Source organism: Phocaeicola salanitronis DSM 18170, assembly GCF_000190575.1.
GTDB lineage: Bacteria > Bacteroidota > Bacteroidia > Bacteroidales > Bacteroidaceae > Phocaeicola > Phocaeicola salanitronis.
On the sequence record NC_015164.1, the window covers coordinates 1,676,388 to 1,699,963 of the forward strand.

The 23,576-nt window shown below is 47.6% G+C and carries 15 protein-coding genes; 8 read left to right on the forward strand and 7 right to left on the reverse strand.

Annotated elements, in window-relative coordinates:
* The first annotated feature begins 2 nt into the window (after window positions 1-2).
* Together BACSA_RS07465 and BACSA_RS07470 are read left to right on the forward strand one after the other, a co-directional pair.
* Window positions 3-1,241, forward strand: coding sequence for a lytic transglycosylase domain-containing protein (locus BACSA_RS07465; RefSeq protein WP_013617498.1), 1,239 nt, complete (start codon window positions 3-5; stop codon window positions 1,239-1,241).
* Window positions 1,242-1,321: 80 nt separating this feature from the next.
* Window positions 1,322-3,598, forward strand: coding sequence for a RelA/SpoT family protein (locus BACSA_RS07470; RefSeq protein WP_013617499.1), 2,277 nt, complete (start codon window positions 1,322-1,324; stop codon window positions 3,596-3,598).
* A gap of 12 nt (window positions 3,599-3,610) precedes the next feature.
* Here BACSA_RS07470 and BACSA_RS07475 read toward each other — a convergent pair whose 3' ends face one another.
* A complete protein-coding gene (locus tag BACSA_RS07475) occupies window positions 3,611-3,958 on the reverse strand; it encodes a MerR family transcriptional regulator (RefSeq protein WP_013617500.1) in 348 nt (115 codons plus the stop codon).
* Window positions 3,959-3,973: 15 nt separating this feature from the next.
* On the reverse strand, window positions 3,974-4,942 hold the full coding sequence (locus BACSA_RS07480) for a M23 family metallopeptidase (protein ID WP_013617501.1): 969 nt from the start codon (window positions 4,940-4,942) through the stop codon (window positions 3,974-3,976).
* Between the two features lie 135 nt (window positions 4,943-5,077).
* Between BACSA_RS07480 and alaS the strand changes: the two genes are divergently transcribed.
* Entirely contained in the window at window positions 5,078-7,696 is a 2,619-nt protein-coding gene (gene alaS, locus BACSA_RS07485; protein ID WP_013617502.1) for an alanine--tRNA ligase, read from the forward strand.
* A gap of 138 nt (window positions 7,697-7,834) precedes the next feature.
* Here alaS and BACSA_RS07490 read toward each other — a convergent pair whose 3' ends face one another.
* The 5 genes from BACSA_RS07490 to BACSA_RS07510 all read right to left on the reverse strand — a co-directional run bounded on the left by BACSA_RS07490 (window position 7,835) and on the right by BACSA_RS07510 (window position 12,400).
* The gene (locus BACSA_RS07490; RefSeq protein WP_013617503.1) at window positions 7,835-8,416 is read right to left on the reverse strand and encodes an epoxyqueuosine reductase QueH; all 582 of its coding nucleotides are present in this window, start codon (window positions 8,414-8,416) and stop codon (window positions 7,835-7,837) included.
* 245 nt (window positions 8,417-8,661) lie between these two features.
* Window positions 8,662-9,021, reverse strand: a complete 360-nt coding sequence (locus tag BACSA_RS07495; protein ID WP_013617504.1) for a winged helix DNA-binding protein — start codon at window positions 9,019-9,021, stop codon at window positions 8,662-8,664.
* A 2-nt stretch (window positions 9,022-9,023) separates the two neighbouring features.
* Window positions 9,024-11,477: an FAD-dependent oxidoreductase gene (locus BACSA_RS07500; RefSeq protein WP_013617505.1), complete on the reverse strand. Its 2,454-nt coding sequence runs from the start codon at window positions 11,475-11,477 to the stop codon at window positions 9,024-9,026.
* 297 nt (window positions 11,478-11,774) lie between these two features.
* A complete protein-coding gene (locus BACSA_RS07505) occupies window positions 11,775-12,176 on the reverse strand; it encodes a DUF5053 domain-containing protein (RefSeq protein WP_013617506.1) in 402 nt (133 codons plus the stop codon).
* 44 nt (window positions 12,177-12,220) lie between these two features.
* Window positions 12,221-12,400 (reverse strand): hypothetical protein, encoded by a 180-nt coding sequence (locus BACSA_RS07510; protein WP_013617507.1) that lies wholly within the window; start codon window positions 12,398-12,400, stop codon window positions 12,221-12,223.
* Window positions 12,401-13,077: 677 nt separating this feature from the next.
* On the opposite strand from BACSA_RS07510, the gene BACSA_RS07515 reads away from it, so the two are divergent.
* From BACSA_RS07515 to BACSA_RS07535, 5 genes are all read left to right on the forward strand, one after another.
* Window positions 13,078-14,595, forward strand: coding sequence for a hypothetical protein (locus BACSA_RS07515; RefSeq protein ID WP_013617508.1), 1,518 nt, complete (start codon window positions 13,078-13,080; stop codon window positions 14,593-14,595).
* 24 nt (window positions 14,596-14,619) lie between these two features.
* Window positions 14,620-17,670, forward strand: a complete 3,051-nt coding sequence (locus BACSA_RS07520; RefSeq protein ID WP_013617509.1) for a SusC/RagA family TonB-linked outer membrane protein — start codon at window positions 14,620-14,622, stop codon at window positions 17,668-17,670.
* Between the two features lie 12 nt (window positions 17,671-17,682).
* Window positions 17,683-19,335: a RagB/SusD family nutrient uptake outer membrane protein gene (locus BACSA_RS07525; RefSeq protein ID WP_013617510.1), complete on the forward strand. Its 1,653-nt coding sequence runs from the start codon at window positions 17,683-17,685 to the stop codon at window positions 19,333-19,335.
* Between the two features lie 99 nt (window positions 19,336-19,434).
* Window positions 19,435-21,060: a glycoside hydrolase gene (locus tag BACSA_RS07530; protein WP_013617511.1), complete on the forward strand. Its 1,626-nt coding sequence runs from the start codon at window positions 19,435-19,437 to the stop codon at window positions 21,058-21,060.
* Window positions 21,061-21,107: 47 nt separating this feature from the next.
* The gene (locus BACSA_RS07535; RefSeq protein WP_013617512.1) at window positions 21,108-23,528 is read left to right on the forward strand and encodes a sugar-binding domain-containing protein; all 2,421 of its coding nucleotides are present in this window, start codon (window positions 21,108-21,110) and stop codon (window positions 23,526-23,528) included.
* Window positions 23,529-23,576 lie beyond the last annotated feature (48 nt).

Consider the following 23,576-nt stretch of genomic DNA (forward strand, 5'->3'; position numbering starts at 1 on the left):
TCATGAAAAAACTCGTTATTGGAATACTGAGCCTCTTAGGAACCGCTTCCCTCTATGCCCAACAGACGGAAGAAAGCATTACCATCCGCTCCGCATCTGGAACGGAAGAAGTCATCAGCTTGCCGGCAGGCATGGTTTCAGAAACAGACAGCCTCTACTTGGACTGGATTTCGAAGAACTATATTAATATAGGAGAGAATTGCGACCCCGCCGCAGCCAATCCGGAAGTGAGCGACTCCCTTTATATGGACCGCCTGCAACGTATTCCAGCCATCATCGAAATGCCCTACAACGAAGTGGTACGCAAGTTTATCGACATGTATGCGACCCGCTTGCGCCAGAAAGTGGCATTCATGCTGAGTGCCAACAACTTCTATATGCCCATTTTCGAAGAAGCGCTCGACTTGTACGACTTGCCCTTGGAGTTAAAATACCTTCCGGTCATCGAATCCGCCTTAAACCCCATGGCAGCATCGCGCCAAGGAGCCGTAGGCTTGTGGCAATTCATGCTCAATACCGGAAAAATCTACGGGCTTAAAGTCACAAGCCTGGTGGACGAACGCCGCGACCCCGTCAAATCCACACGGGCTGCAGCCAGATACCTGAAAGACCTGTACGACATTTATCACGACTGGAACCTGGTGCTTGCCGCCTATAATTGCGGTCCCGGAACCATCAACAAAGCCATCCGGCGCGCAGACGGGGAAAAAGATTTCTGGGCACTCTACAATTATCTTCCGAAAGAGACCCGAGGCTATGTACCCGCCTTTATTGCCGCGAATTACATCATGACCTATTATTGCGAGCACAATATCAGCCCGATGGAAATGAAAATGCCGGAAGGAACAGACACCATCCACATCTCACGCCCCCTGCACTTGCAACAGGTGGCATCCGTATGCAACATCAGCATGGACGAATTGCGTGCCTTGAACCCTGAATTCAAGAAAGATGTCATTCCCGGAAACGAGCAGCCCTATGCCCTCCGCCTCCCAAGCAACATGATGAGTTATTTCATCGACCACGAAGACAGCATCTATAATTACAAACCCGATACATACCTGACACGGCGGAACACCGTAGACATCCCCGAACCCAAAGCAGTCTATCACCGCATCAGAAACGGAGAGACTTTAGGAGGCATCGCACAAAAATACGGAGTCAGTGTGGCGCAGTTGAGAAGGCTGAACGGCATCCGGGGAAGCAATATCCGGGCAGGAAAATCCATACGCATCCGATAGTCATGAAGAAAAATAATCCATTTTTGTTGCAAAATTTGTTATTTTCCCTAATTTTGCAATATTGATTAAAGATGGATACCATGACGGACGAAAAATTAACCCAAGAGCAAACCGACGAGAAGCTGATAGACGACGCTTTTCAAGAATTGTTGGACCGATACTTAGAGAGTAAGCATCGCAAGAAAGTTGAAATCATTACCAAAGCCTTCAACTTTGCCCGACAAGCCCACAAGGGTGTAAGACGCCGTTCCGGTGAACCCTATATCTTACATCCCATTGCTGTGGCACGGATTGCATGTGTAGAAATCGGATTAGGCTCTACCTCTATTTGCTCGGCATTGTTACACGATGTCGTAGAAGATACCGACTACACAGTAGAAGATATCGAAAACTTATTCGGACCTAAAATCGCACAGATTGTAGATGGGCTGACAAAAATATCGGGAGGTATTTTCGGAGACCGCGCATCGGCACAAGCAGAAAACTTCAAGAAACTGCTACTGACCATGAACGATGACATCCGGGTGATTTTAATTAAGATAGCCGACCGCCTGCACAATATGCGTACGCTCGGCTCCATGCTTCCAAGCAAACAATATAAAATTGCAGGGGAAACGCTTTACATCTACGCGCCGTTGGCAAACCGGCTGGGATTGAACCGCATCAAAACCGAACTGGAAGACCTGAGTTTCAAATACGAACATCCGGAAACCTATCAGGAAATCCAAAGCAAACTTCAGGCTACCCAGGCGGAACGCGAAAGCGTATTTGCCGAATTTACAGCCCCTATCCGCGAACAGCTGGACAAGATGGGAATCCCGTACCGCATCATCGCGCGCATCAAATCGCCATATTCCATTTGGAACAAGATGCAAAGCAAGCACATCACCTTCGAGGAAATCTATGATATCCTGGCTGTCCGCATCATCTTTACCCCCCGCAACGAAGAAGAAGAACTCAATGACTGTTTCAATATTTATGTCGCTATCTCCCGCATCTATAAGCCGCACCCCGACCGCTTGCGCGACTGGGTAAGCCATCCGAAAGCCAACGGCTATCAAGCTTTGCATGTTACGCTGATGAGCAACAAGGGACAATGGATTGAAGTGCAAATCCGTAGCGAACGCATGAACGACGTTGCCGAACAGGGTTTTGCAGCCCATTGGAAATACAAAGCCGGAGGAGGCAGCGAAGACGAAGGCGAATTGAGCAAATGGCTAAAGACCATCAAGGAAATATTAGACGACCCGCAACCAGACGCATTGGATTTCTTAGACACAATCAAGCTTAATCTGTTTGCATCCGAAATATTTGTATTCACCCCGAAAGGCGAAATCAAAACCATGCCCCAAAACTGTACGGCACTTGATTTTGCGTTCTCTATCCATACCTTCTTGGGAAGCCACTGTATCGGAGCCAAAGTCAATCATAAGCTGGTTCCGTTAAGCCACAAATTACAAAGCGGTGACCAAGTGGAAATCCTGACATCCAAATCACAGAAAGTGCAGCCTTCATGGATTAATTTTGCGACAACCGCCAAGGCAAAAGCCAAAATCCAAGCCATCTTAAAACGGGAAAACAGAGAACAACAGCAGAAAGGAGAAGAAATCTTGAGCCAGTTCTTCCAAGAATTAGGCATGCCGTCAAGTGATGAAAACATCAGGAAGCTATGCGAAAAACGTCAGGTAAAAACCTATGAAGAACTGACCCTCCGCTTAGGACAAGGAGCCATCACGCTGGACGAAACCGACAAGAACGAACTGAAAGAGAAACCGACTCCGACCAACTGGAAGAAATACATCAGCTTCGCCTTTGGCGGAAACAAGCAAAAACAGCAAGAAAGCAAAAATAAGAATGCGTCGCAACAATCGCTGAACATTGATAAGAAAGAAGTGCTCAAGCTGACTCCGGACGCCATCCAGAAAAACTACATCCTGGCAGATTGCTGCAAGCCGATTCCGGGCGACGATGTATTGGGGTACATTGACGACAACAACCGCATCGTCATCCATAAACGCCAGTGTTCGATTGCCTCCCAGCTGAAAACCAGCTTCGGCAACCGGTTGATTGCCGTCCAATGGCAAACAGGGAAAGCCTTGGTGTTCCCGGTAAATATTTACGTAAAGGGATTAGACGAAATCGGCGTATTGAACAAACTGACAGAAGTAATCTCCCAACAACTGAACGTAAATATCCACAAGCTGACCATTGAATCGAATGAAGGCATCTTCGAATCCCGCATCCAGCTCTACGTGCACGATGTGGATGATGTCAATACCATTTGCAACAATTTGAAGAAAATCGACAACATCAAGAAAGTAACCCGCATCGAAAACTTCGATGCCCCGACAGACTGACAAAGGTTTATGTCAGGTCAGATAATCCAACTCTTTCCGCATACAGACTAACTCGCTTCTGATTTGTTTCAATCGGTTGACGAGTTCAGTCGTATTGCGTACGCCTTCCCGGTTTTGCTTCATCAGCTGTTTGGCTCCAGCCAGTGTCATACCCTTCTCCTTTACCAGATAATACACCTGCCGGATATTTTCGATATCTTCTTTCGTATATTGCCGGACTTTCCCTCCAGCCCGTTTCGGAGCGATGGCGGGAAATTCCTTTTCCCAATAACGCACCAACGACTCGTTCACTCCGAACATCTCAGCCACTTCCTTAATCGAGTAATACAATTTCAGTTGTTTATTCTGCTTCAAAGCCATTTTCCTTCCTCCAGATTAATCAAACACCTTGCCATGATTGGCTGCGATTTCTATCATCTTGTCATAATCGTCAGCATCCAAGTCCATGAAATAATAGTTTACCGGATTCATAATCTGCCCCCGCAAGTGCACTTCGTAATGCAAATGCGGTCCGGTGCTTTTTCCGGTAGTGCCCACTTCGCCAATTGTTTCTCCACGCATCACTTTTTGACCAGGGCGCACATCAATTTTATTCAGATGCGCATAACGGGTTACATAGCCGAATCCATGGTCTATCGTAATGCATTTGCCATACAGTCCTTCCCAACCGGCAGTCTTTACCGTGCCGTTTCCCGTAGCATATACCGGCGTGCCTATATTGGCAGAAAAATCCATACCGGCATGAAACTTCACCGTTTTATAAATGGGGTCGATCCGCGTCCCGTATCCCGAAGCTGTCTGCTTCAGGTTCTTATTGGACACAGGCTGAATGGCAGGCACACACTGAATCATTTCGTCATGCTGTTTACACAAATCGACCACTTCGTCAAACGATTTCGACTGGACATACAATTGCCTTGTCAATACGTCCATTTTCTGGGTAGTGTTTACCACCAGCTTTGCATTTGCCATGTCCATCAGCTCCTCATACCGGTTGGTTTTCCCGTAACTGGCCGTCCGCACCGCACCTGCTACCGGGTCTGCCTGCAGAATGACCCGGTACAGGTTATCATCGCGCTGCTGCAACTGCTGCATCACATTCAGGGCCTCATCCAGCCGGGTAGACAATATATGGTATTGGGCAAGCAAACGGGAATTTTCCACCCGAAGGTCTTTTTCCGAAGGAGAACCGAAAAGCCACAGCAACAGGATAAAACATCCGGCTCCCAGCCCCATTCCTACAAATAAATTCCGAAGATAACTCATGATGCGCTGGCGCATGGTAGGGTATATACGGTCGTAGGTACGCGTCTTCGGATTATATATATAGTAGACTTTACGCATTCAAATCACTGTTTTTGAAGAAAATTAATAGGCAAAGCTTCAAGTTTTGCCTCAAACGTAGCGACAAAAATAATAAAACCAATTATCTTTGCAAATCGATTTTGAGAATATTAACGACAAGATAATAAGACTTATATGTTGACAGCAAATGAAATCCGCGACTCATTCGTAAAGTTTTTTGAGTCAAAAGGACATCAGATTGTGCCTTCTGCACCCATGGTCATCAAAGACGACCCTACGCTGATGTTTACAAACGCAGGCATGAACCAGTTCAAAGACATCATTCTGGGAAATCATCCTGCCAAGTACAAACGTGTGACCGACTCGCAGAAATGCTTGCGCGTAAGTGGAAAACACAATGACTTGGAAGAAGTAGGACACGACACTTACCACCACACCATGTTCGAGATGTTAGGCAACTGGTCATTCGGCGACTATTTCAAGAAAGAAGTCATCGGCTGGGCATGGGAATACCTGGTAGATGTATTGAAAATCGACCCTTCCATCCTCTATGCTACCGTATTCGAAGGAAGCCCCGAGGAAGGATTGGAACGCGATAACGAAGCTGCCGGATACTGGGAACAATATTTGCCCAAAGACCACATCATCAACGGAAACAAGCATGACAACTTTTGGGAAATGGGCGATACAGGACCTTGCGGACCGTGCTCGGAAATCCATATCGACCTGCGTTCCGAAGAAGAGAAAGCCAAAGTGCCCGGACGTGAACTGGTCAACAAAGACAATCCGCTGGTAATTGAAATCTGGAACCTCGTGTTCATGCAGTACAACCGCAAAGCCGACGGAAGCCTGGAGCCTCTGCCCGCCAAAGTAATTGATACGGGTATGGGATTCGAACGCCTCTGCATGGCACTGCAAGGAAAGAAGTCTAACTACGACACCGATGTATTCCAACCGATTATCAAAGTCATCGGCGACTTAACCGGACTGACCTATGGCAAAGACCCGAAAGTAGATGTAGCCATGCGCGTAGTGGCAGACCACATCCGTACCATCGCATTCTCGATTACTGACGGACAGCTTCCTTCCAATGCCAAAGCCGGCTACGTCATCCGCCGCATCTTGCGCCGTGCCGTACGCTATGCTTATACGTTCTTAGGACAGAAACAAGCCTTTATGTTCAAGCTGGTTCCCGTACTGATAGAAAACATGGGACAAGCCTATCCCGAACTGAAAGCACAGCAGCCGCTTATCGAAAAAGTCATCAAAGAAGAAGAAGAAGCTTTCTTGCGTACACTGGAAACCGGCATCCGCTTGCTTGACAAGGTAATGAACGATGCCAAAGCAGCCCAAAAGACTGAAATCAGTGGCGTAGATGCCTTCACGCTCTACGATACGTTCGGTTTCCCGCTTGACCTGACCGAACTGATTCTGCGTGAAAACGGAATGACAGTCAACGAAGAAGAGTTCAATATCGAAATGCAAAAGCAAAAACAGCGTGCCCGCAATGCCGCTGCGATTGAAACAGGCGACTGGGTTATACTGGAAGAAGGCGAGACGCATTTCGTAGGTTACGATTATACCGAATACGAAACCCGCATCTTGCGCTACCGTCAAATCAAGCAAAAGAACCAAACCCTTTACCAAATCGTGTTGAGTGAAACGCCATTCTACGCTGAAAGCGGTGGTCAGGTAGGCGATACGGGAGTACTGGTCAGCGAATTCGAAACCATCGAAATCATTGATACCAAGAAAGAAAACAACCTTCCGATTCATATTGCCAAGCAACTTCCCGAGCATCTTGATGCTCCGATGATGGCTTGTGTGGATACCGACAAACGCGCTGCCTGCGCTGCCAACCACTCTTGTACCCACCTGCTCGATGAAGCATTGCGTCAAGTATTGGGCACTCACGTAGAGCAGAAAGGTTCGTTGGTTACACCGGAATCATTGCGTTTCGACTTCTCACACTTCCAGAAAGTAACGCCTGAGCAGTTGCGTGAAGTGGAACACTTGGTGAATGCCAAAATCCGCGAAAATGTCCCCCTGACCGAATACCGTAACCTTCCGATAGAGAAAGCCAAGGAATTAGGTGCCATTGCCCTTTTCGGCGAAAAGTATGGCGACGAAGTACGAGTTGTACAATTCGGTTCATCCATTGAGTTCTGTGGAGGTACACACGTATCAGCTACCGGTAAAATCGGTATGGTGAAGATTCTCTCCGAAAGCTCGGTAGCAGCAGGCGTACGCCGCATCGAAGCCATTACCGGAGCAAAGGTAGAGGAAATGATGGACATTTTGCAAGATACCATAAACGACTTGAAGGCACTCTTCAACAATGCTCCCGACCTTAGAGCCGCTATCTCGAAATATGTGGACGAAAACGCCGGACTGAAAAAGCAAATGGAAGAGTTCATGAAAGAACGCGAAGCAAGCGCAAAGGCAAGACTTATCGAAAGCGCCAAAGAAATACATGGCGTAAAAGTCATCAAAGCCATGCTGCCGATGCGTCCCGAAGCCATCAAGAACATCGCTTTCCAACTGAAAGGACAATTCCCCGAAAACCTCTTCGTCGTAATCGGAAGCATCTTCGACGACAAGCCGATGCTGACAGTCATTATGAGCGATGACCAAGTAAAAGCCGGACTGAATGCCGGACAACTGGTACGCGAAGCTGCCAAACTGATTCAAGGCGGAGGAGGCGGACAACCTCATTTCGCTACAGCAGGAGGAAAGAATGCCGACGGATTAAGTGCCGCAATAGACAAAGTGCTGGAACTGGCAGGTTTCTAACCCGTTCCTAATTTTAATGAAACACAGAGACACAAAGACACAGAGAAAAAATCTAAAAAACTCTGTGTCTTTGTGTCTCTGTGTTCTGTATATATTTCCCTATCACGCGGATTGGAAATCTGGCGTAATCATCTATTGTCAATCAACCCGCATGCTGAACTCGCACCCGCAATATTGCTGGTTATAGAAATCATATTCCTTGATAATCTGGATGCGGCGTTCGCTCAACCCGCCTTTCCGCCAGTTCTTGTCCCACCACGTCACGTCGGGATAAGGTTCTACGGCATAGCGTCCGGCTTCGTTAATCTGGTCCAAGCTCTTCCAGCGTGAAGAAGCAAGCGTAGTAGTAATCACCGTAAAACCGTGTTCATGGGCATAACGTGCCGTATCACGCAGACGCAACCTGAAACATTGCAGGCAACGCCCTCCCCTTTCCGGCTCCCCTTCCAAGCCACGAACCGCACAACGCCACGCCTCGTGGTCGTAATCGGCATCGATGATATCCAAGCCCAACGCCTGTGCATAACGGGTACATTCCTCTTTCCGAATCCGGTATTCCTCTTCCGGATAAATGTTCGGATTGCAATAATAAATGGTAGGGCGTACCCCGTGCTGCATCAGGCATTCAATAATTGCCGATGAACAAGGCGCACAACATGTATGCAGCAATACCTGTCCGGCATTGCCCGGCACTTCCCAGTCTTCTTTTTTCTTTTTCATACTTTTTAATTGAATATCCGCAAACATCCCATGTAGGAGCGTATCGCATACGCCCGAATGCGTCCACTTATCCACGCAGATGCCTTCAGGGAGTATACGATACGCCCCTACAGTCAATTAGGTAAAATGCGGATATTCATTCTTTTTAATGAAGTGACGAGGTGACAAGGTAACGAGTTGACAAGGTCCTAAATAGTTCGACCTATGTATCTAAAGCCTTGTCACCTTGTCAACTCGTGACCTTGTTACCTAAAAAACAACGGAGCCAGCCATTCGGGCACTTCCACCCCCTGCTCCTTGATATTCTCCAGACAAGCTTTTCCTTTCCGCGTAAGCGTGAAATACATCTGGCGTTTGTCCTGCTCGCCCAGCTTGCGTGCCAGCAAGCCCTTATCCTCTACCGAACGGATAACCTTCGAAGCATGCGACGAAGTCAATCCCGTACAAGAGATAATGGTTCCTGCCGTCACGGTTTCCGCTCCCACACTACACAACACCATCGCCTCGTTGAGCGACACCCCGTAAGTTTCCTCCAACCGGTTCTCCAGTTCGGAAAGCCCCTTCAGCAAGTCGCGCATCACACATATACATTGTATCTTTTCCATAATCAAATAAACAGATTCATATTTGCCTCACCGGCACGGTCCATATAGGTCGCCACGCCACCTATCGTCACACAGTCGAGCAGTTCCTCACGCTTTATTCCCATCACGTCCATCGACATCTGGCAAGCTATGAACTCCACCCCGTTGGCAATGGCTTGCTGGCGGAGCGATTCGAGCGAGTCCACTCCCTTTTGCTTCATGACATACCGCATCATCTTCGAACCGATTCCGCCCATATTCATTTTCGAGAGCTTCAGCTTCCGCGAATCAGAAGGCAGCATCATGCCGAACATCTTGCCGAAAATATCCTTCCGTACCTTCGGCTTTTGTTCCTTCTTAATGGCATTCAGTCCCCAAAACGTAAAGAAGACGGTCACCTTCTCACCCGTAGCAGCCGCTCCGTTTGCGAGTACAAAAGTAGCTAAAGTTTTATCAAGGTCATCACTGAAAAGAATAAAAGTTTTGCCTTTCCCGCCAACTGCCGTTTTCTGTCCTACGGCAGGAACCGCCTGGGCTTTCTCTATCCGCACCCGATACACTCCGTTTTCTTCCGTTTTCGAAAGGAAACGATTACCTGTCGTACGGCACCACGCTTCTGCATCACGTGGAAATCCGGCATCAGTAGCACTTACCTCCAGACATTGTCCGGGCTGCAACGCTTCTATTCCTTGCTTCAGCTTCAGTATCGGTCCGGGGCACTGCACGCCGCATGCATTGACCTTTATCACCTTATCTGGCTGCATATCCGTTCCAGAATCTTCTTCCCCGCCAGCCGAAACACAAGGGGTGCCTTCCGAAGGCAATTCTACCGGTGTCACGGCAGCCTTATACGTCTTAATGCCTCCGACCAGATTGCGCACCTCTTTAAATCCATGGCCTTTCAGGATATTGCTTGCCAGATAGCCTCGCAATCCTACACCGCAATACACCCACACCGGCTTATCCCGCGGTATCTCGTCCAGATGCTCCCGCAATTCATCCAACGGCATATTAACAGCCCCCGGAATGGCTCCTAACTCAAATTCATCTTGGGTACGCACATCCACCAAAGTCACCCGACTCAGGTCGGCATCCCTCAATTCGCGCCAATACAGCGGTGTCATCTTTCCGCTCAGGATATTTCCGGCTACGTAACCGGCTATTGCCACCGGGTCTTTTGCCGAAGAAAAAGGAGGTGCATACGCATGTTCCAGCCGGGTCAGGTCGTACACTGTTCCGCCTTGCTTGATAACCAGGGCAAACTCGTCAATCCGTTTGTCTACCCCGTCATATCCTACTATCTGCGCCCCGTACAGCTTTCCGTCTTGGGGCGAAAAGACTACTTTAACCGCCATTTGCAACGCACCCGGATAATAACCGGCATGAGAAGCCGAATGCGTCATAGAAGAAAGGTAAGCAATTCCCATTTGCTTCAAACGCTTGGCAGGCAATCCGGCAGATGCCACGGTCATATCGAACACCTTGGCTATGGACGTACCTATGGAACCTTCATACACTGCCTTGTTCCCGAATACGATGTTGTCCGCCACGATGCGTGCCTGACGGTTTGCCGGACCGGCAAGAAAATTCAGCCACGGCTTTCCCGTAACGGGATGCGGAAACTCTATCGCATCCCCCACGGCATAAACAGCCTCATCCGAAGTCTGCAGATATTCATTTACATAAATGCCTTTCATCTCGCCCAGCTTCAATCCTGCTTCCGAGGCAAGGCGCGTTTCGGCACGCACTCCGATAGACAATATCACCATATCCACCTGCAAGCGGATACCCGACTTGAAGGTCACTCCCAAGCCCGCATCTGTCCGTTCGAACGCCTCTACCGCCTGCCCTAAATACAGCTTCACCCCTTTTTGCATCAAATGTTCGTGCACCAGCGAAGCCATCGAATAGTCGATAGGTCCCATCACCTGGTCTGCCATCTCTACCACCGAGACCTCTACCCCGGCATGCACCAGGTTTTCCGCCATCTCCAACCCGATAAAGCCTCCGCCTACAATCGCCGCGCGTTTCACCTGCTTTTCGTCCAAGTATCGCTTGATACGGTCGGTATCGGTTACATTCCGCAAGGTAAAGATGCCTTCCGAATCGATACCTTTCAAAGGCGGACGCACGGGCGACGCCCCCGGCGAAAGCAAGAGTTTGTCATAGCTTTCCCGATACACCTTCCCCTCGGCAGTACGGACCGTCACTTCCTTCCGCTCCCGGTCGATAGCCGTCACTTCCGAAAGCGTGCGCACATCGATGTTAAACCGCTTCCCGAACGCTTCGGGCGTCTGTACAAAAAGCCGTTCGCGTTCCTCGATAACCCCACCTATATAATAAGGTAATCCACAATTGGCATACGAAATATAAGCTCCTTTCTCGAACAGGATAATTTCGGCTTCTTCGGTATTTCTACGGATGCGGGCAGCTGCTGTGGCTCCTCCCGCTACTCCTCCTACAATAAGAATCTTCATACGTCTTTTTATTTTTCGTTTTATATTATTTTCATTGGAAACTTTTGCAAATAAACAATAAACTTTCATCAATACAAAATTTCCAATGGAAAATATTTATCAAGTTAACAATTATTAGGCAGCTCTGCTTATAAGAAATGCTGCCTACAGATGAAAACTGATATATAGGAAAAGGGGAAGCCCGCCACATTGAAAATGAAGATATACTTCGTTTGCCGATGAAGTATATCTTCGTTTTCAGAGGGTATATATTATGCCCGAATGCGGATTCATATTATATGGAAGTATAAAACCACCCTAAATGGAAAGAGAGCCTATTTTTTTGCTGATATCTTGCAAGGCAAAACGAAGCGTCTGCATTTCTTCATCCGTAAAACGACACACCTTGCCGTGCACCACATTACCGTTCAACCGTTGCGAGAACCATGCCTTCGACTTTTTAAAATAAGTTTCAGCGATATATTTGAATGAAATCATGTCTGAAATGCTTTTAACCACCTGCAAGGTCTCAAGCCCTTTATTAACTTCATCCACTCCTGTTCCTATGTCTTCCAACATCAATGACACATACTCACCGATTAGTTTTTTATCTTCTTCCGATGTATATACACCTTCCATACGATCCAAACGTTCGTCAAAAGCAGGTGTGCCAAGCTCATCACGTAACAACTCCAGTTCTTGTTTCAAATTCTTCTCCATATTATTTTAATTTAAGAAAAGAGGGAGGTCCCCCTCTGTAAGTTCTATTTTTTCTTTAATTCTTCAAGTTCTCTTTTTGCCTTGATGATACCATCTAAGTATTCATCAATCTTTTGATTCGCTTTTTCATCGGCTAATCCCATTCGTTTTAACCGTTGTACTTGCCGGATTGCTTGTTCCAGTCGGACAATGTGCAATTCCAGCTTTTCAATTTCTTTCTCCATTATCGATTTGCATTATTGATACAACAAAAATAGATAAACTTTCGTTTATCAACAAATATTTCAGTCACTATTTTAGAAGCTGTTTTGAATTTATCGTGCGCTGATTTGGGATGAGTTTTTGAGGCATTTTCGCTTCTGTGATGAGGAAGATAGCGGGCTATCTGACGAAGAACAGGAGCGGAAAGGACCAAAAAATCGCCCAAAGCACACACGGAAACGGATACATCAAGCCAAGAAAAACTTTTTGGAGAAATTCAAAACAGCTTCTTACATCACAATGAGAGAAAGTTCTGGTTAGGAAAGCCTTCGAACCTCCATACATTTATCCGATGAAACAAATGACTTCCTTTGTTCCATTAGATTGCTTTTATATTCCACGGCGTGGAATGTACGTTCCAGCCCATGGAATATACGTTCCACGCCGCGGAATGTACGTTTCAGCCCGTGGAATATAAAACTAAGCCTGTTTCTTGTCCATTGCCATCCGGCTGAAAACAGATATGCAACCAGCCGGGAACACGAATCCGACAACGTGTGTTAATCCATTCAAACAGGCTCTGAATACATTCAAACGGCATTCTTGAAAGATTTATGCATGTGATTTGCACGATTAAAGATTTGTTTTAACTTATGATTTACCTATATTTGCAATCGTAATTAACTTTAAAATAAATCGCATGAAGAAACATTTCTTAAATCTGGCACTATGGGCACTCCTACCAATGAGCCTATGTGTGACGGGATGTAGTGACGATGACACTTATCCCGATGTAGACGGGCAAACACCAGTTGCCGAAATGAACACCTTGCACATCCAGTCAGCAGCGGGACGTACCTTTACCATTGAAGGCAGACTGACCGATGCGGATGGAATCTCAACCATCCAGCTGCAATGTGCAGACTTATACTTGAACAAAACCATTGATTTAATTGAAATCTATGGAGAGCCTCAAACGGAGTACGACTTGAGTTACAGTTTTACAACGGCAAACGATGAGTTAGGCGAAAGCTTTACCATTAATGTTACCATTACAGACGTAGGCGGGCGTTCCACCTCACAAGAAGTATTGGTTACAATGGACGGAGACTTCGAGAATCCGACATTTACTGTCAGACCATCTTCCGACCTTACGGTGCTTATTGCAGCAGAGACAGGTTTTACGTTAAATTTCTCAGTAACAGATGACCGTGCATTGGATTATGTGACGATCAATATCCCCAGTATTCCCGAATTTGAGAACTTCCAAGTTGACGCTGCCGGACAATCATCAATTGATGTATCTGAACGCATTGTTTTCCCCAGCGAAGAAGCTACCTACGAAATGACGGTAACAGCCGTGGATGCGGTAGGCAACCAGACTGTAGTGACCAGTACGATTAATGTATCGGAGATGCAGAACTTCCCGAAGATGTATTTGGCTGATGTAGCTACAACCGCTGAACTGAACAGCGATGTCTTTGGCGTTCCCATGCTTATTAATCACCCTGCCGAATACCAATATCGGGCACGTTATTATAATAAAGAAGCCGGTACCGAAATCTTCTTCTTGCCACAGAAAACAGATTTTGCTCCGATTTGCTTCGGTATTGACCCGAATGATGAAACGAAGTTGACGTATGATCCGGAAACTGCATTGCCTATTGTACTGGACGAGGCAGGTGTATATTATGAAATAGACTTTAATGTACTGGATTTGACATACTCAATGCGTACTTATTCGGTAGATGAGGCTACAGACCCCATTAACTATGAGTACGGCACTAATACTTTCTGGGATGCGAACGCACAAGAATATATCAATTTCTATATTGGTTGGGGCGGTTCTCCTCAAGATGCCGGCAATCATCTGTTCGTACAAGACGCTGATAACCCACATTTGTTCTACTATCCTGCTACAGGTGAAAGATGGACACAAGAAGCCGGTGAAATGAACTTTATCATCACAAACTACCATCCGGCAGGCTGGTGGGATAACGTAGAATGGCGTTGTGACGACTCGGCAAATCCAGAGAAATTCGGTTATTTCAGTAAGGCGAATAATGTGAATCCAAATTGGGAAGGAACCAACCAGCGTTGGGAAGATGGTACTGTCGTCGGCGACAACTGGGTAAAACCTGTTGTTACAATCGGCGGAAACTACCGCTTTGAATTCGATGCACATTTGGGACGTGGTAAGATTGTTCCGGCTAATTAATATTGTAACTTTAAAATCGAAAATATGAAACAACTATTATTTTTATGCTGCTTTACGCTGATTAGTCTTTGTGGATTTTCCCAACAGATTACGGTGAAAGGTATTGTGACCTCGGCAAGCGACAATTTGGGACTTATCGGAGCCACGGTACAGATTAAAGGTACAACCACAGGTACCATTACAGGATTGGACGGTGACTATACATTAGATAATGTAGCATCGGATGCCGTATTGGTATTCTCCTCTATCGGTTACGAAACACAGGAAATACCGGTCAACGGACGCACCACCATCAATTTGGTGATGAAAGAATCTACCGAGCTGCTGGACGAAGTCGTAGTCATCGGTTACGGTGCCGTAAAGAAGAGCGACTTGACCAGTTCTATCTCTACCGTAAAGAGCGAAGACATCACCCAGACCGTTACGGGCAATGCCATGGATGCGTTGCAAGGTAAGGTAAACGGTGTGCAAGTAACCAGTGCCGGTAGTCCGGGTGCTACTCCGAAAGTCCTGATCCGTGGTGTCACCACCGTCAACGGTTCCGACCCGCTCTACGTAGTAGACGGTATGCCGATTAGCGGCAACATCAACTTCCTGAACAGCAACGACATCGAATCGATGCAGGTATTGAAGGACGCTTCCGCAGCCGCTATCTACGGTACACGTGCATCAAACGGTGTAATCCTGATTACCACCAAGAAAGGAAAAGCCGGACAAACCCGTGTGAACTTTACCGCTTCGGTAGGTTTCCAGACCATTTCGAAACCCAACGTAGCCGGTCCTTCCGAATACAAAGACGTGTATAACACCCGTTATACCAACGACGGACTGGTTTCGAACTGGAACGACACGGGTGCAACGACCAATCCGGGCGGAACAGACTGGTGGGATACCGTAGTCAACAAGGCTGCCTTGACCCAAAACTATTCGCTAAGCGTATCGGGTGGTACCGACAAATTGGTGTACAACTTCAGCTTGGGTTACTACCGCAGCAATTCTCAGTTTGACGTAGGTTATTGGGACAAGCTGAATGCCCGCTTGAATACCGAATACACCTTTAATAAATATGTGAAATTCGGATTCGACATTGCTCCGCGTATGGAATCATGGGATGATACGCCGAACCAGTTCTCTTCTGCCATGTCGATGGACCCAACAACTCCGGTATTCCGTCCCGAAGACCAATGGGAAGACAATGTGTACAACAACTACCAGCGTTCGTACAACAACCAGACATGGAACCCTGCCGGTTCGATTGCACGTGCGAATGATCACTCACGCGAAATGGGTGCCATTATCAACACCTATTTGCAGATTAACCCGATAGAAAAGCTGACCTTGCGCACCCAGTTCGGTGCCAACGCACACTACCGCCGCACCGACCACTTCGTGCCGCAATTTTATATGGATGCTTTGGAAAAACAAGACTTGAGCGATATTTCCCGCCAGTCGCAAGAATGGCTGGACTGGAACTGGACCAATACGGCGACATACATCGATACCTTTGCCGAGAAGCATAACCTCAACGTGATGGCAGGTTTCACCGCAGAACGCTATGCATGGTACAATGTAAAGGCAACCCGCGACAACGTGCCCAATAACTTGGACCAGATGCAAGAAGTGAATGCCGGTGACCCGACCACAGCAGAAGGTTTTGGTGAAACGACCTTCAACACACTGGTTTCTTTCTTGGGACGTGTGATGTATAACTACGACAACCGTTACTACATCTCTGCATCCCTCCGTGCCGATGGTTCTTCACGTTTCCCGAAAGGAAATAAATACGCTCTCTTCCCGGCTGTATCTGCATCGTGGCGTATCACAGCTGAAGAATTTATGCAAGATCAGGAAATCTTCAACGACCTGAAACTCCGTGGAGGTTGGGGACGCGTAGGTAACCAAGCCATTGATAACGATGCTACTGTAACATTACTTGACCAAACCCAATATGCTTACGGTGGAAGCATCACGAACGGTTATTTCGTTTCATCAATCGGTAACACAGACCTGAAATGGGAAACCGTAGAAGACTGGAACGTAGGTATCGACATGTCATTGTTGAACTCACGCCTGGGCGTTACCTTCGAATACTTCCAAAAGAAGTCAAAAGACATGTTGTATCAGAAACAAACTCCGCTGTACATCGGTTATCCGAACTGGAACAGTACCGTATGGATGAACATCGGCAGCATGCAAGCTCGCGGTTGGGAATTGGGACTGAGCTGGCGCGACCAAATCGGCAAAGACTTCTCGTATGACATCGGTGTCAACCTGTCTGCCGTACGCAACAAAGCCATCAAGTTCTCGGGTGACGGTCCGATTTATACCGGAGGTTTCAACAGCGACTCTATCATCCGCAACGAAGACGGCGGTCTGATTTCACGCTTCTATGGATATGTAGCCGACGGCTTGTTCCAAAACTGGGAAGAAGTGTACGCACATACCGATGAACACGGGACGTTGATTCAACCGGACGCACAACCGGGTGACATCCGTTTCAAAGACTTGGACCACAACGGCGTATTGGATGCCAATGATAAGGCATTTATCGGCAATCCGTATCCCGACCTGATGATGGGTATCAACATCGGTCTGCGCTACAAACGCATTGATTTTGCCGCTAACTTCTACGGCACTTTCGGAAATGATATTTTCAATATCACCAAAGGCTTGTATTCAGGTGCTAACGGTCAGAACGTATGGGCAGGCACTTTGCAAGAAGCATGGCACGGAGAAGGCACCAGCAACGACATTCCGCGCCTGTCGTACAGTGACCTGAACTTGAACTACAACCGTGTATCCAGCTTTTACGTAGAAGACGGTTCATACATGCGTTGCAAATTGCTGCAGATTGGCTATACCTTGCCCGAAAAATGGGTAGGCGGTTCTCAACTGCGCATTTCGTTCTCGGCTCAGAATCCGTTTACCATCACCGGTTATTCGGGTATGGACCCCGAACGTCCGATGGCAGACGGTACCACTGATAGTTCTGGTAGCGTAATCAATACCGGTATCGATAACACCGCTTATCCGAATCCGCGTACATTCTTGTTCGGCATTGACTTTAAATTTTAATAACTGACAGACATGAAACATTTACTTAGCATATTAACATTGGGTGCCGCGCTGACTTTCACCTCGTGTGAAGACTTTCTGACTGAAGAAGTGCGCGGACAATTAAACCTGGATTCCTACTTTACGACAGTAGAAGAATGCGAATCATACATTACGGGATGTTACCAAGATATAACCTGTGGAGGATGGTGGCAAATCAATACAGTATGGCTACTTTCTGAAATGTGTTGCGACGATGCCTGGATGGGAAACACCACCCAAAGCCAAAGCGACTATATCTCATTGGCACACTACCAAGGTAACGGTGCCAGCAACGGCCCTATCTCCAATTTCTGGCAATACCGCTACAAAGGCATCTTACGTTGCAATGTTGCCATTAACCAAATCAGTCAAGTAGATGTGACCGATACCCAATTACGTGACCAACTGGTCGGTGAAGCCCGCTTCTTACGCGGATATTTCTACTTTGAATTGGTAAGAAACTTCGGCGGTGTGCCTTTGATAACCGATTTCTTACAGCCGGAAGACGTAACCAATATACCGCGTTCTTCAACAGAAGAAGTTTATAAATTTATCGAAGAAGACTTACTTGCCGCTTCAGAAGTCCTTCCGGAAAGCTATGAGGCAGCAAAAGTGGGACGTGCTACTAAGGGAGCCGCTTTAGGCTTGTTAGGGAAAGTTTATCTATACCAAGAAAAATGGCAAGAAGCTCACGATGTATTGAAAACCGTCATCGATTCAGGTGTTTACGATTTATTGCCTGAATTCGGTCAAGTATGGGATGTGGAATACGACAACAGCATCGAAAGCCTGTTCGAGGTACAATATGAATATCATGCGACTTTAGCTTTAGGAGGTTCGCTTGCCACTGTAACCGGTGCACGTAACGGACCTGGTGACGGCTGGAGCTGGTGCTTACCTACTGCTAATTTGGAACAAGCTTTTATTGATGCAGGCGATACGGTACGCTTGAAATGGACCATCATCACAGCTGGTTGTACCGAAATTGCCGGAGAAAATCGTTTCAATGAATTCGTAGAGAACAATTCTACCGTGGCCAATGCACAAGATCTGATAGAAGAATATGGTTGGGATCCTAATTGCTACATTATCGACCCCTCCCAACATAAGTCTCCGCGCGTAATCCGCAAGTATTTCTTGCCGCTTGAAGACCGTCCGGAAGTCTACAATACCGACAAGAGCCCGCTGAATCACCGTATTCTGCGCTTTGCCGATGTATTGCTGATGTATGCCGAAGCCTGCAACGAATTGGGACAGGACGGCGATGCACAAGAAGCATTGAACCGCGTACGTACCCGTGCCAAACTTCCGGCTGTTACAACTACAGGACATCAACTTCGCGATGCCATCCGCCAGGAACGCCGTCTGGAACTTGCTTTCGAACAAAACCGTCTGTATGACATCCGCCGCTGGAAAGACGATAGCGGCCAGCCGGTAATCGCCAGCATCCTCGGTCCGAACGGAAGCTTTGTACAATGGAACTTGAACGAAGCAACCCGTGACCCGCTGGAATGGGAAAACCAGGGTGAATCCAGTGACAAAGGCAGCACATTCCAACTGAACCGTGACCTTGTGTTCCCGATTCCGTTGAATGAAATTACGATGTCAAACGGTGTACTTGAACAAAATCCGGGATGGAACTAATTTTCAATAGGTAAACCATAATTCACATTACATGTCATACGCCGCGGGTAATCCTGCCGATTATCCGCGGCTTTTTAATTTCATAAAACCAATCTTACCATGAAACTCAAACTACTTCTCTTTTCAACCTTACTAATCAACTTTTCAGCTTGCAGTGATGCCGAGACTCTTCCGCAACAAGGAGGAGAAGAAGAAGAGCCGGACACACCATCGGCAAGTGTGGAAAAAACGGTAACCATCAATGCCGGACAGACCTTTCAGACCATAAAGGGATTTGCCGCTTCCGACTGCTGGACACCTGCTTTTGTAGGCAAATATTGGACAAATAACCGGAATGAGATAGCCGAATTGCTTTTTTCTTCGGAAATCGCCGACGGACAGCCCAAGGGCATCGGACTCTCGATGTGGCGTGTCAACATGGGAGGCGGAAGCATGGAACAAGGAGACGAGAGCGGTATCTCGAACGTTTCACGCCGTGCCGAATCGTATCTGAACGATGACCTGACCTTAGACTGGACCCGTTGCGAAGGGCAACGCTATTTTATGGAACAGGCAAAAGAATTGGGTTGTGACCAATTCGTCTTGTTCAGCAATACCCCACCCGTGCAGTATACCAAGAACGGAAAAGGATTTTCATCGGAGGGCAACCAATCGAACCTGAAAGAAGACTGTTACGATGACTTTGCCGCTTACATGGCAGACGTAGCTGCCCACTACACCAGCGAAGGATACAATATCACCCACATATCTCCCATCAATGAACCGCAATTCAGTTGGAATGACGGCGGACAGGAAGGAAGCCCATGGACCAACGACGAAGCGGCACACTTGCTCCGTGAATTGGACAACGCATTGACCGAACGTGGTCTTTCTACTGACATCTTGCCCGGAGAAGCTGCCGAATGGACCTACCTCTATACGACCAAAGACGACCCCAACCGCAGCAAAGTGATAGAAGCCTTCTTCGAGCCAAGCTCATCGGCTTACATCGGGGACCTAACCCACGTAAAAAACCTGATAGGCGGACACAGTTACTGGACAGACGGCACATGGGACGGCATGCGGAATGCCCGCGAACGCATGGCACAAACTGCCGGACAATACGGGCTGGAAGTATGGCAAACCGAATGGAGTATGCTGGGAGACAACTACAGTTCTACCGAATTCGGCAGTTATGATACAGCCACAACCATGGATATTGCCCTCTATATGTCGCGCGTCATCCACAACGACCTGACCGTAGCCGGAGTGACTTCATGGAGTTATTGGACTTCGATGGATATCTCGCAATGGGGACAAAAAGACCGTTTCCTGCTTATTTCACTGATACCGAACGGATGGACCGGTGACGGAGGTGATACCGGACTGCTGCGTAACGGAGGAAGTTACCAAGCCATGCCTACCCTTTGGGTATTGGGCAACTACAGCCGCTTTATCCGTCCGGGATACCGCCGCATTGCCATGGAACTAAGCGAATCTATGAACTTCTTCGGTTCGGCATGGATATCGCCTGAGGCCGACAAGATAGTAGCCGTCTATACCAATTATTCCAATAAAGGTGTCCGGTTGAACGAAACCCAGGAAGGTTGGAACGGCGAGGTAGCTTCCATAACCACTTATACTACCACACAAGATAAGAACCTGAAAGAAAAAACTTATGCAACAGATGAAAAAGTAACGCTGGATGCGGAAAGTGTGACAACAGTAGTATATACATTGAAATAAAGTTTGTACCTTTACACCTATTATTATATATAACAAAAATCCAAACGATGAGAAACAAACTTACTTATACCCTGTTATGCCTGTTGGTATGCCTGATATGCATCCCGGCAAAGGCGCAAGTATCTTTTGGCAAAGCTGGCAAATTTAATGAAGGTTGGTTGTTCAACTTGAAAGACGATTCGCTCAGCCTGCAAACCGATTACGATGACAGCAAGTGGCGCAAGCTGGATTTGCCGCACGACTGGTCGATAGAAGGGCAGGCCTCTCCTACCCTTGCCAGCTGCACAGGCTATTTGCCGGGAGGTATCGGCTGGTACCGGAAGCATTTCCAGATAACCGATGATGCTCCGCGGCATTACATCTACTTCGAAGGAGCATACAACCGGAGCGAAGTCTATCTGAACGGACACCTGCTGGGGAAACGTCCGAACGGATATATCTCATTCATGTACGACATGACTCCTTATTTAAAGGAAGGAGAAAACGTATTGGCCGTACGCATCGACCACAGCCGTTACGCCGACTCGCGCTGGTACACAGGCTCGGGCATTTACCGCGATGTATGGATGATTGCTGCTCCCGAAACCCATTTTGCACAATGGGGTGTAGGATGGCAAGCAACTTCCCTTACCGACAAGCGTGCGGTTATAGCCGTAAATATGGAAGTGGAGAAGCACAGCGATGTCAGCGGGAAACTGGAGGTAAAAGCGATGCTTTATGATGCAGAAGGGAAACTGGTAGCCCAACAACATGAAAAAATAAAAGACGGGAAAAAAGGCATCTCCATACAAAATGTCAACCTGAAACTATCGAAACCGCACCGTTGGAACCTGGACGCGCCTTATCTCTACACACTAAAGACCGGACTTTATCAAAACGGAACGAAAATAGACGAAAGTGAAACCCGTGTCGGACTGCGGACCCTGCAATTCGACCCCAACAAAGGATTTGCCCTGAACGGCGAATGGATGAAAGTAAAAGGTGTCTGCCTGCATCACGATGCCGGCGTACTGGGAGCCGTAGTGCCGGAAGAAGTATGGAAACGCCGCCTGCAAAACCTGAAAGCCATCGGCGTTAACGCCATCCGCATGAGCCACAACCCGCAAGCACCTGTACTCTACGACTTGTGCGACGAAATGGGATTCCTTGTCATGGATGAAGCTTCGGATGAATGGGAATTTCCGAAACGCAAATGGGTGCAAGGCTGGAATGTAGGGGAACCCAGCTTTGACGGTTCCTTTGATTTCTTTGAAGAATGGATTGAACGTGACGTAACCGATATGGTGCGCCGCGACCGCAACCATCCTTGCATCTTCTTATGGAGTATCGGCAACGAAGTGGACTACCCGAACGACCCCTATTCACACCCGATTCTTGACGGGACTACCATTAACCAACCGATGTTCGGCGGCTATAAGCCCGACGCTCCCGATGCCATGCGTATCGGTAAGATAGCCAAACGGCTTGCTGCCTGCGTACGCAAGATAGATACATCACGTCCTGTCACCGGAGCTTTGGCAGGAGTAGTCATGTCCAATCAAACGGAATATCCGGAAGCTGTAGACGTAGTAGGATACAACTATACAGAAAACCGTTACGATGAAGACCATGCCACCTATCCCGACCGTATCATCTACGGCAGCGAAACAGGCGTAGGCTTTGACGCTTGGCTTGCCGTGCGCGACAAAGATTTTATCTTCGGACAATTTATCTGGACAGGAACCGATTACTTGGGTGAAGCCGGACGCTGGCCTTCACGCGGCTTATATACCGGATTGCTGGATTTCGGCAGTTTCCCGAAACCGCGCGGACACTTCCGCGCTTCCTTGTGGTGCGAACACCCGGTGACCTATATCGGCACCTATCCGATAAAGGAAGGACAAGACTGGCTTTCACAAGATGCATGGGATATCTGGAATTATGAGCCGGAACAACTGATTCGTGTGGTATGCTACACCAACGCCCCGCAAGCCCGCCTGTTACTGGACGGGAAAGAAATAGGCAAGATGAAACCCTATGATGACAAGAGCGGCATTATCTATTGGGACATTCCGTATCAAGCAGGCGAACTGAAAGCGGAAGGCTGTGACACGAACGGGAATGTCCTTTCCAACTACTCCATCACTTCATCCGGACGTCCGTATGCCATCCGGGCAAGCGCAGACTGTGATACCTTTTCGCCCGACAAAACCATCGCACACATCACGGTGGAAGTGGTAGACGAAAAAGGTACGGTAGTGAAACTGGGAGACAACAACATCACCTGCCACATCGAAGGTCCCGCAAAACTGTTGGGACTGGAAAACTCGGACAACAGCGACATGGGCGACTATACCGACAACCGACAACGGGTTTACCACGGACGTTTGCTTGCCTATATCCAGACAACAGGCGAAAAAGGTGAAATCCGTGTCAAGTTTACTTCACCGCTGCTAAAAGACACCGAAGTAACCTTACATGCTGAATAAACGGACATTTTTAAAGAGACGAGTTGGCGAGTGCCAAATACCTCGCCA

Bases quoted from the DNA above. Each gene is read 5' to 3' on its own strand.
- BACSA_RS07465 (WP_013617498.1), top strand. From the start codon at position 3: ATGAAAAAACTCGTTATTGGAATACTGAGCCTCTTAGGAACCGCTTCC.
- BACSA_RS07470 (WP_013617499.1), top strand. From the start codon at position 1,322: ATGACGGACGAAAAATTAACCCAAGAGCAAACCGACGAGAAGCTGATA.
- BACSA_RS07475 (WP_013617500.1), bottom strand. From the start codon at position 3,958: ATGGCTTTGAAGCAGAATAAACAACTGAAATTGTATTACTCGATTAAG.
- BACSA_RS07480 (WP_013617501.1), bottom strand. From the start codon at position 4,942: ATGCGTAAAGTCTACTATATATATAATCCGAAGACGCGTACCTACGAC.
- alaS (WP_013617502.1), top strand. From the start codon at position 5,078: ATGTTGACAGCAAATGAAATCCGCGACTCATTCGTAAAGTTTTTTGAG.
- BACSA_RS07490 (WP_013617503.1), bottom strand. From the start codon at position 8,416: ATGAAAAAGAAAAAAGAAGACTGGGAAGTGCCGGGCAATGCCGGACAG.
- BACSA_RS07495 (WP_013617504.1), bottom strand. From the start codon at position 9,021: ATGGAAAAGATACAATGTATATGTGTGATGCGCGACTTGCTGAAGGGG.
- BACSA_RS07500 (WP_013617505.1), bottom strand. From the start codon at position 11,477: ATGAAGATTCTTATTGTAGGAGGAGTAGCGGGAGGAGCCACAGCAGCT.
- BACSA_RS07505 (WP_013617506.1), bottom strand. From the start codon at position 12,176: ATGGAGAAGAATTTGAAACAAGAACTGGAGTTGTTACGTGATGAGCTT.
- BACSA_RS07510 (WP_013617507.1), bottom strand. From the start codon at position 12,400: ATGGAGAAAGAAATTGAAAAGCTGGAATTGCACATTGTCCGACTGGAA.
- BACSA_RS07515 (WP_013617508.1), top strand. From the start codon at position 13,078: ATGAAGAAACATTTCTTAAATCTGGCACTATGGGCACTCCTACCAATG.
- BACSA_RS07520 (WP_013617509.1), top strand. From the start codon at position 14,620: ATGAAACAACTATTATTTTTATGCTGCTTTACGCTGATTAGTCTTTGT.
- BACSA_RS07525 (WP_013617510.1), top strand. From the start codon at position 17,683: ATGAAACATTTACTTAGCATATTAACATTGGGTGCCGCGCTGACTTTC.
- BACSA_RS07530 (WP_013617511.1), top strand. From the start codon at position 19,435: ATGAAACTCAAACTACTTCTCTTTTCAACCTTACTAATCAACTTTTCA.
- BACSA_RS07535 (WP_013617512.1), top strand. From the start codon at position 21,108: ATGAGAAACAAACTTACTTATACCCTGTTATGCCTGTTGGTATGCCTG.